The 8,380-nt window shown below is 39.3% G+C and carries 5 protein-coding genes and 2 pseudogenes; 4 read left to right on the plus strand and 3 right to left on the minus strand.

From position 1 onward, the window contains the following. Positions 1 to 371: 371 nt before the first annotated feature. On the plus strand, positions 372 to 2,084 hold the full coding sequence (locus Q0976_RS22980; protein ID WP_299496967.1) for an FAD-dependent oxidoreductase: 1,713 nt from the start codon (positions 372 to 374) through the stop codon (positions 2,082 to 2,084). 346 nt (positions 2,085 to 2,430) lie between these two features. On the opposite strand, the pseudogene Q0976_RS24230 reads toward Q0976_RS22980, so the two are convergent. Further along, positions 2,431 to 2,963: pseudogene (locus Q0976_RS24230) on the minus strand (nucleotidyltransferase family protein). A 109-nt stretch (positions 2,964 to 3,072) separates the two neighbouring features. Continuing rightward, a complete protein-coding gene (locus Q0976_RS22995) occupies positions 3,073 to 3,657 on the minus strand; it encodes a class I SAM-dependent methyltransferase (protein ID WP_299496976.1) in 585 nt (194 codons plus the stop codon). Between the two features lie 123 nt (positions 3,658 to 3,780). Between Q0976_RS22995 and Q0976_RS23000 the strand changes: the two genes are divergently transcribed. Further along, positions 3,781 to 4,218, plus strand: coding sequence for a helix-turn-helix domain-containing protein (locus tag Q0976_RS23000; RefSeq protein WP_299496979.1), 438 nt, complete (start codon positions 3,781 to 3,783; stop codon positions 4,216 to 4,218). Positions 4,219 to 4,402: 184 nt separating this feature from the next. Next, positions 4,403 to 4,864 (plus strand): cupin domain-containing protein, encoded by a 462-nt coding sequence (locus Q0976_RS23005; protein WP_299496982.1) that lies wholly within the window; start codon positions 4,403 to 4,405, stop codon positions 4,862 to 4,864. A 790-nt stretch (positions 4,865 to 5,654) separates the two neighbouring features. On the opposite strand, the gene Q0976_RS23010 is transcribed toward Q0976_RS23005, so the two are convergent. Next, positions 5,655 to 6,176 (minus strand): adenylate kinase, encoded by a 522-nt coding sequence (locus tag Q0976_RS23010; RefSeq protein ID WP_299496985.1) that lies wholly within the window; start codon positions 6,174 to 6,176, stop codon positions 5,655 to 5,657. 894 nt (positions 6,177 to 7,070) lie between these two features. Here Q0976_RS23010 and Q0976_RS23015 point away from each other — a divergent pair. Further along, positions 7,071 to 8,380, plus strand: a pseudogene (locus tag Q0976_RS23015) (hypothetical protein); the annotation flags it as partial.

The raw sequence follows: 8,380 nt of genomic DNA on the forward strand, positions 1-8,380 counted from the left end.
TGGTAACCATATCAATAAAAACAATAAGGTTATCCACATCAACTTCATCAACCCCATCGAAATTAATGTGGTCAGCAGTACCTCTCCCATATCTTCCTCCTAGGTGTTATTTCCGATGATTATGCTTGTGCTTTTATCATTTTTGAGCAGTTCTAAAATGAAAATAAAGGCACAATCTTTAACCTTATAACGTAGGAATGAAAACACAATGACCCAAACAGGCTAAACCGCACCTTCAAAAGATAATTTTTTCCCCCTAATAAAAAGCACACGGTTTTAAAATAAGGTAAGATTTATCACGACATGTAGATACTTTTCATTTTAGAATACTATTTGAACAAGCCTTATTGAACAAATTTTGGGATAATAGTATGGATCCACTATTAGAAAATATTATTGAAGCAGTAGGAAATGCAGCCAGTGTCTTATCAACAAATGAAGCTTTAACGCCCTATCTTAGAGGCACTGAAGGATTAGATAAATTATATAACAAAAAGCGCCTGCTATTTGCTGTGATTAAACCCCATAACACACAAGTCATTCAAGATATTGTTGATTTAGCCAATACTCTCTCAAGTCAAAATCAACCTAGTTTTGTGCTTTATCCTATTTGCAGCGGCAGAAACTGGGGTTATAACACCAGCCAACCTGCCGCTATTTTATCCCATGCAATTATTCTCGACTTATCTGACCTTAACCATATTTCATTAGACAGCGAGCTGGGCTTAGTCACCATCCAGCCCGGTGTCACTCAAGGACAACTCAACGAATTTATCAAAACCAATGGTGATAATTTCATGGTACCTGTCACGGGGGCCGGCCCTGATTGTGCCATCATGAGCAATGCACTCGAGCGAGGTTATGGGATCACCCCCTATCAAGATCACTTTAATGCAGTAACGGCCCTCAAAGGTCTCTGGGGCAATGGCACTCCCTATTGCTCTGCTATCACTGAATTAGATCAATCAGGCAAAGATAAAGTTGATAAAACATTCAAATGGGGACTTGGCCCTTATATGGATGGACTCTTTACTCAGTCAAACTTTGGAATAGTGACTGAAATGACCTTAAGACTGGCCTATCGCCGCAAAGGCTTTACTTCTTTTTTCATTCAAGTTCGCAATGATACGCAACTTGAAACCATTGTACCGCTGATACAACAAACCTTAAGAGATTATGAAGGCATTGTTGGTTCCATTAATTTAATGGATAAACGCCGAGTCATGTCCATGTTTGCTAACAACCCTAATGGCGCCGATGCCCACGTCACCTTATCAGATGAAGACATTGCACAAGCGACTCATAAACTCGGCACACCTGCTTGGACCATTGTGGGTAGCCTTTATGGTACAGAAGCTATAGTTAAAATTGCAAAAAAAGAGATTAAACAGATATTTACGAAAACACCCTGTAAAATCATATTTTCAAATAGCCCCCTGATTAAACTGGGTAATCATATATTCAATAAAATCCCGTATTTTCTCATAAAAAATTCGACACGATTATCGACCATCAAAGCTCAACTACTTTCTTTTAATAAAGGTAAAGCAATCATGCTCGGGCGCCCAAATCGAGTCGCACTGAAGTTGGCTTATTGGCGAAATCAATCTAGTGAAGACATGCTATTAACCAACAAAGAATCCCTTTTATCACCCGCTAAAGATGGTTGTGGTTTATTATGGTACGCACCTTTAGTGCCGATGAACCCCACATCCATGAGACAATATGTTGATTTGATTAGAGACATCTGTCCAAAACATAACATCGAACCTTTTATAACTTTTACCAATTTACGCTATGATTGTATTGACAGTACTATTCCTATCGTGTTCGATTTAACCAACCCTAAAGCCGTTAGTGATGCACATAATTGTCTGAAAGAATTAACAAAAGAAGGAGCTAAACTGGGTTTTGTCCCTTATCGACTTAATATCGACCAGCAAAAATGGTTACTGGATGGCGCAACCCCTTTTTGGCAAGTCGTTAATCAACTTAAATCCGTTTTAGACCCAAATAATATTATTAGCCTTGGACGTTATAACCCAAAAGATCCTGCTTTATTGATCGTCAACAAAGCAAGTTAAGTGGGCATCAGCATTAGAAAATAGTTTTCATTCCCCTTACAATGGCGCCCATAGAAAGGCGTCACTACATTTATAAAATCAATCAATTGAAATAGTTAACTTAGGCCATAAATCAAGCCATTGTTTAGCACTGATTCTTTTATCAAATATTGCTTTTGAACGTTTAGGGTTATATACCCGTGATACTTCAAGATGCAGGATTCAGCTGAAATTAAAAGCCTTTTAGACAAGGCATTGAACATCGAGCCTAGTCATTCTAATCCGGTGTTTAATAACACAGTATAAAAGGCTTTTAAACCAGCCCTTTGGGAATGTGTAAAAGCACCTACTTCTACGTTGTATCATCTTAAAAGGCAACAAGCATTTCGGCAATAATACGCCTTAAATTACGCACTTTTACGCACTCTGAAAACATGCATCTTGAAGTATCACGGGTATATGTCACCAATAACTGAAAAAGGGAATCAAAATCAAACGCAGAAAGACATTCATAAATGCCATTTTGTGTTTGGCGAATAGCCACGGCGGTTTCTTTTTCAGGCCAAAAACTCATGGCATCAACAATATTTAAATAAGGTCTATCGCCGGAGTATGCATCAACGCCTGATTTTTCACTTGCCAGTTGATCTCAGGCATCAATTGATGCAGTTTCCATTCACACATTTTATCGTTATCAGTATTCAATGCTGCCTTGTCAAAGTAAATCACATCAATATCATTGAGTGGGGTTGAAACATTTTTTTGATGTAAAACATCCCATACAAGATTGCGCACAAAGCCCGCTGCAATAAAACCCTGAGGTAAATTGAGACTGGCAACACACTCAAGCGCCTTGACCCTCATAGGATCTTGCTTAATCAACCTAACAATTCCATCCATTTTATTTCGACTCCTCAATAACAAGAATGATAGTTAAGCACACAATGCATTTAATTAAAAACAACAAAATCAATTACATGTAGTAAGCGGTCATTTTATGCCTTCTTTGTTACTTAGTCCCAATCGCCTGCACAACCGCTCCCATACCAGTATGAAACACTCCTTCGATCACCTCACGCTCTAACTCGCACAAATATGAGAATGCCAAGCTGGGTAATTCAGCTCTTAAGGTTTTAGCTGTTTGCATTACCTCAGACACATTGCCTCCACCTGTACCATATTGTAATTGTTCAGGCCGATATGCTTCCAGTACAAATACACCACCTTGCTTTAAGCCTCGACTCAGTTTTTTATATAAAGCCTGCCTTATTAAGGCTGGAAGCGGACAAAAGATAGACACAATGGCATCCCATTGTTCATATTCAATATCAAAATGAGCCAGATCTGCATGAATAAAGTTCACGTGAACACCTTGTTTTTCAGCAAGCCGCTTAGCTTTTTCTATTCCCACTATAGATGAATCAACTGCGGTAACCTGATAACCTTGCTTCGCCATAAAAACGGCATTGCGGCCTTCACCTTCCGCAAGGCTTAACACTTTACCTTTAGGAAGCTTGTCTAAATTCTCTTTTAAAAATACATTTGGATAAACCCCATAAACATAATCTTCCCGAGCATACCTTTCATCCCACATCACTTCCCCCTTCACGGCTTGTCTTCATCATCAAACAATGCTACAACTTAAAGTCGACTTGAGGTCAAGCCTAATTCACCATTTTTATCGTTCTTTTTTAAAACTGACAACATGAGAAACAGAATGGATATTGGAGAAGTATCAAAACAAACTAAATTATCCACATCAACCCTACGATATTATGAAGAAAAAGGGTTAATCACCTCTATTGGGCGTAATGGATTAAGGCGAGTCTATGCGCCGAATGTTATTGAACGACTGGCCTTAATCACATTAGGGCGTAATGCTGGTCTATCACTGCATGAAATCGCAAACATGTTTCTCACCCCTAAAGACATGCCACTAACCGCCAATAAAATCAATATTGATAGACAAGTATTACTGGCTAAGGCTAATGAACTCGATATTAAAATCAATGAAATGACCGCCATGCGAGATGGATTACGTCATGCTGCGGCCTGTCGTGCTAAACATCATTTAGACTGCCCTAAATTTCTGCGTATTCTCAATATTGCCAGTAAACGTTGGTCAAATCCCCAACACAAATTAAATAAGTCATAACCCGTTAATCAGAAGAAATTGTTGATGCCAAAACAATAAAATACCTTCATAAACTGGATGAAACGTTTCTATAAACTACGCTTTTACTATTCCTAGCATTAAATACCCTTTATTCAATTGCTGAATTCAATACATCAGCATTTGAAATACAGTCTATTTCTTATCTATGATAACGAGAGCCAATATGAAAATGATATCAATAAAGTCAATTACCTTAGTAATACTGCTCATGCTTACTTGTCTTCACAGTTGGGCAATAGATCCATCAGCCAGCAAAAAAGAGGGCTCAAAAGACAAAGCACTTGATATCACCCTGTTAACCCGCACGGATAAAAGTTGGGATGGAAAAACGCTACCAGATTACCCAAAAGGGCAACCGGAAATCACCGTTTTGAAAGTCGTCGTGCCACCCCAAGGAGAGTTTCCTGTCCATAAACACCCCGTCATTACCGTTGCTGTACTATTAAAAGGTGAGATCACCGTATACCTTGAAGATGGCAGTCAAAAAATGAAACTGCTGCCAGGAAAGGTTGATACTGAAGTGGTCAACACTTGGCATTATGGCATTAACGAAGGCACAACCCCTGCGGAAGTAATTGTATTTTATGCGGGCATAAAGGGATTTCCAGTTTCAATAAAAAAATAGCACCATAAGAGCCTTATAATACCAAATTGATTAAATAATTATTCAATTCAAAGCCTCTCAAGGATGTCAATTCAAGACGCATAAATGAAAGCATGATTATTCCTTTGTCAATTTATGCAACACAGAAGTAAAATGCCTGAGAGGCTCACACAGTACAGGTTTCAAAATACGCTATACTAAGTTAACCTGAACTCGGAATAAGCAGCGCCGCTTAATAGCGCCATTTTTCCCCTATCTATGTTGTGTTTTCTACTAATAGCCCACAATTAGACACGAAACCCCGCCTTGATATAAACAAAAATAGCGGTATTTAGCCAAATTAAACAATAAAGAATAACGGAATTTATTTTAACCTATTGACTTTAAATGGATTAATAATATTCTTTGACACTCATTATCCCAAGTTCAGGTTAAGTTAGTGACTTTCGATATATAACTATTAGCTTCAAGTCCCCGCGACCGCCATGGCCGTTCATTCACATCCATATGAACACGGCATATGTTCATCCGTAAACATGAGATGGTGGGAATGTCTGTTAAAGCAGGAGCAATTAACGACCTTGTCTATCGTATTTTGATTTTCCGCTAAATGACCACCAATTTAGGGCCTGCTGCTCTTTCGTAATTAAATTATATTCAGATAAACGTGTTTTAATCGCGGAGAGAAGTGTGATGCCTAAGTACTCTAAGCGAACGCCTCTCAACAAAGATCAACAGGCCCTAATCAAATTGATATAAAATAAGGCTCTTTACTGTGAACAGATGGGAACAATGCCCTAATACCGCTACATCATAAAAATAAGCAATGATCATCAATAAAACGGTCCAATTCAGTAGCAGAGCGAATAATATAAACTGACTTCAGTGTCGATAACTGTTCAATTTTACGCATCAAATTTCGGTCCCAAAAACGTGGACATAACCTCAGAACTTGATAACTACGCCAAGTCCCTTTTAGCACGGAACAACCTCTAGGCCAGCCCTTAGGATGAATAAATATCCCTTTTAAAAAACGTTTTGTAACCCACCAATAACTCACTAAATAGGGTAATTCAATATAAATCAACGTATCAGCAGCATCCAATCGCTGATAAAATGACGTCATTAACCCAAACCCTTCAATAATCCAACGCTCTTCGGCAAGCATACTTTTGTGGATTTCATGATATAAAGCTTGTTCTATCCTATCGCCATTATTTTTAAACTCGATTGTATCCAGTGAGTGCAATGGTAGCTGAGTAACAGACGCTAATCGCCGACTTAAGGTCGACTTACCACTACCGGGTTTTCCTAATATCATCACTTTGTTCATCCTGCCTCCCCTTCTTTAAATAGACACTCCATGAAGCAGAAAAAGAAAACCCGCCTCATGGGCGGGTTTTCTTTTACTCACAACAAAGCCCACCATTCCTATGGAATGATGGTAATTCGTAATATTGCTTTTAACGATAAAATTAATTTCAATGTAGACTCTGTAATAGTGTGTACAAAATACGTTCTCATAATACTATAGCTAAATATTGAAATTAAATCTCATGGATGTCAATAGCCTCATTGAACCTTTGCCGAGTAATATAAAAAATTGTAACGCAAGCTTCCAGCCTTCACCTAAACCAGTTTCAACCGGTAACGTAATATTGGGGGATTGATGATCAATTGTTCCTTAACTTAACACATAGTCTACTGTTAAGAGCCCTTAGCGTCATCACCTAACCCCAATCAATAGCCACTTTCATAAAGCATACTGTATATAAAAAGTGTATTAAATATTAATCATGCTATTTAAATTAAAAAACAAAGAAGAAATTAACAATAAAAAAGCTTAAATACAGCGACTTAAAAGTTATTTTATGATTCATTTCTCTAGGTGGCATAAATTAATTATAACCAGAAAGTATTAATAAAATGCATATATCTAGGCGTTCGGCTAGTAACGATTTCATACCTACGATTGAGGTAATAACAAGGTTGATAACATATGATTCATGGGTTACTGGCGAAATATATAATTTATATGCGAAACCGCTAACGCAAGAATAATAACATAAACATAAACATAAACAATGCTTGGTTAATTTTTTCTGTGTTTCTGACACCACTTAATGGACTAAATATTAATCTCTGACATGGGAAGCATCGCGCTCCTTGTTCATTTAGTTATACCGGTTTTAAAGCTATAAACCGATGAAATAAAAAGGAAAGAAACATGAAAAAGCTTCCCATTGCGCTTGTCATCAGCGCCTCTCTCTACCATTATACGGCTCTCGCAGCCGATCCCTCACTTGAACGATCCACTTTAAGCACAACCACTCAGGCTGTTGCCTATGCGGAGCCTGTTTATGCTGCTCCTGTTTATGGTACTCCTGATTATGGTATTCCTGATTATGGTATTCCTGATTATGGTACTCCTGATTATGGTACTCCTGTTTATGGTACTCCTGATGAGCCCACACCATGGGAGCCATCGGTTCCAACATATCCGGTAGATCCAACTTATCCACCAGTGGTGACTAACCCAGGTGGCCCCGATCTCGAATATCCAACATATCCGGTAGATCCAACTTATCCACCAGTAGTGATTAATCCTGTTGAGCCGACTGATCCAGATAGACCTACATATCCCGAATATCCTGATGACCCTCGCTATCCAGCGTTTCCAGATTCAGAAACTTATGATCGCTATACTGGACCAACTCCAGTATTTGGTAGCTACGGTGGTGGTTTAGAATATAGCGCTAGCACAGCCTATTCCAGTTATGGTGGTGCAGCATATGCTGTTGAAGCTTATGGTGGATATGATGAGTTAGGCCGAGCTACAGCTACGCAAGAAAAAGCATACTACTTAGATCCTCAAGGCAACCTGTCATCATCAACCGTCGTCTATAATGATGTAGGAGCGCGCACAGAAATCACTGAACGCTTCGATTCAGACAATAATTTATTATCAACGACAACTCACGCATTCTCAGAAGCTGGCTATCCAGTGACAACCATCCAAACAGCTAACGAACTTGGTGGTTTTACCACAACCACTGAAACCTTTGATCGAAGTGGAATCACGACCACCACACTTGTTACAAATGCCAGCGGAGAAGAGTTTGCTTCTATCGGTGCTGCTGAAGAAGCTGCAAGGGTCGCTGCTGCTGATGCTCAAGAAGAAGCTGATAGATTAGCCGCTCAAGCTGCTCAAGAGGAAGCTGATAGATTAGCCGCTCAAGCTGCGCAAGAGGAAGCTGATAGATTAGCCGCTCAAGCTGCGCAAGAGGAAGCTGATAGATTAGCCGCTCAAGCTGCTCAAGAGGAAGCTGATAGATTAGCTGCTCAAGCTGCTCAAGAGGAAGCTGATAGATTAGCCGCTCAAGCTGCGCAAGAGGAAGCTGATAGATTAGCCGCTCAAGCTGCGCAAGAGGAAGCTGATAGATTAGCCGCTCAAGCTGCTCAAGAGGAAGCTGATAGATTAGCCGCTCAAGCTGCTCAAGAGGAAGCTGATAGATTAGCCGCTCAAGCTGCTCAAGA

Origin of the sequence: uncultured Shewanella sp., from assembly GCF_947501665.1 — a bacterium.
Classification (GTDB): domain Bacteria; phylum Pseudomonadota; class Gammaproteobacteria; order Enterobacterales; family Shewanellaceae; genus Shewanella.

Coding starts and splice junctions, on each gene's coding strand:
- Q0976_RS22980 (WP_299496967.1), top strand. CDS start 372: ATGGATCCACTATTAGAAAATATTATTGAAGCAGTAGGAAATGCAGCC.
- Q0976_RS23005 (WP_299496982.1), top strand. CDS start 4,403: ATGAAAATGATATCAATAAAGTCAATTACCTTAGTAATACTGCTCATG.
- Q0976_RS23010 (WP_299496985.1), bottom strand. CDS start 6,176: ATGAACAAAGTGATGATATTAGGAAAACCCGGTAGTGGTAAGTCGACC.
- Q0976_RS22995 (WP_299496976.1), bottom strand. CDS start 3,657: ATGTGGGATGAAAGGTATGCTCGGGAAGATTATGTTTATGGGGTTTAT.
- Q0976_RS23000 (WP_299496979.1), top strand. CDS start 3,781: ATGGATATTGGAGAAGTATCAAAACAAACTAAATTATCCACATCAACC.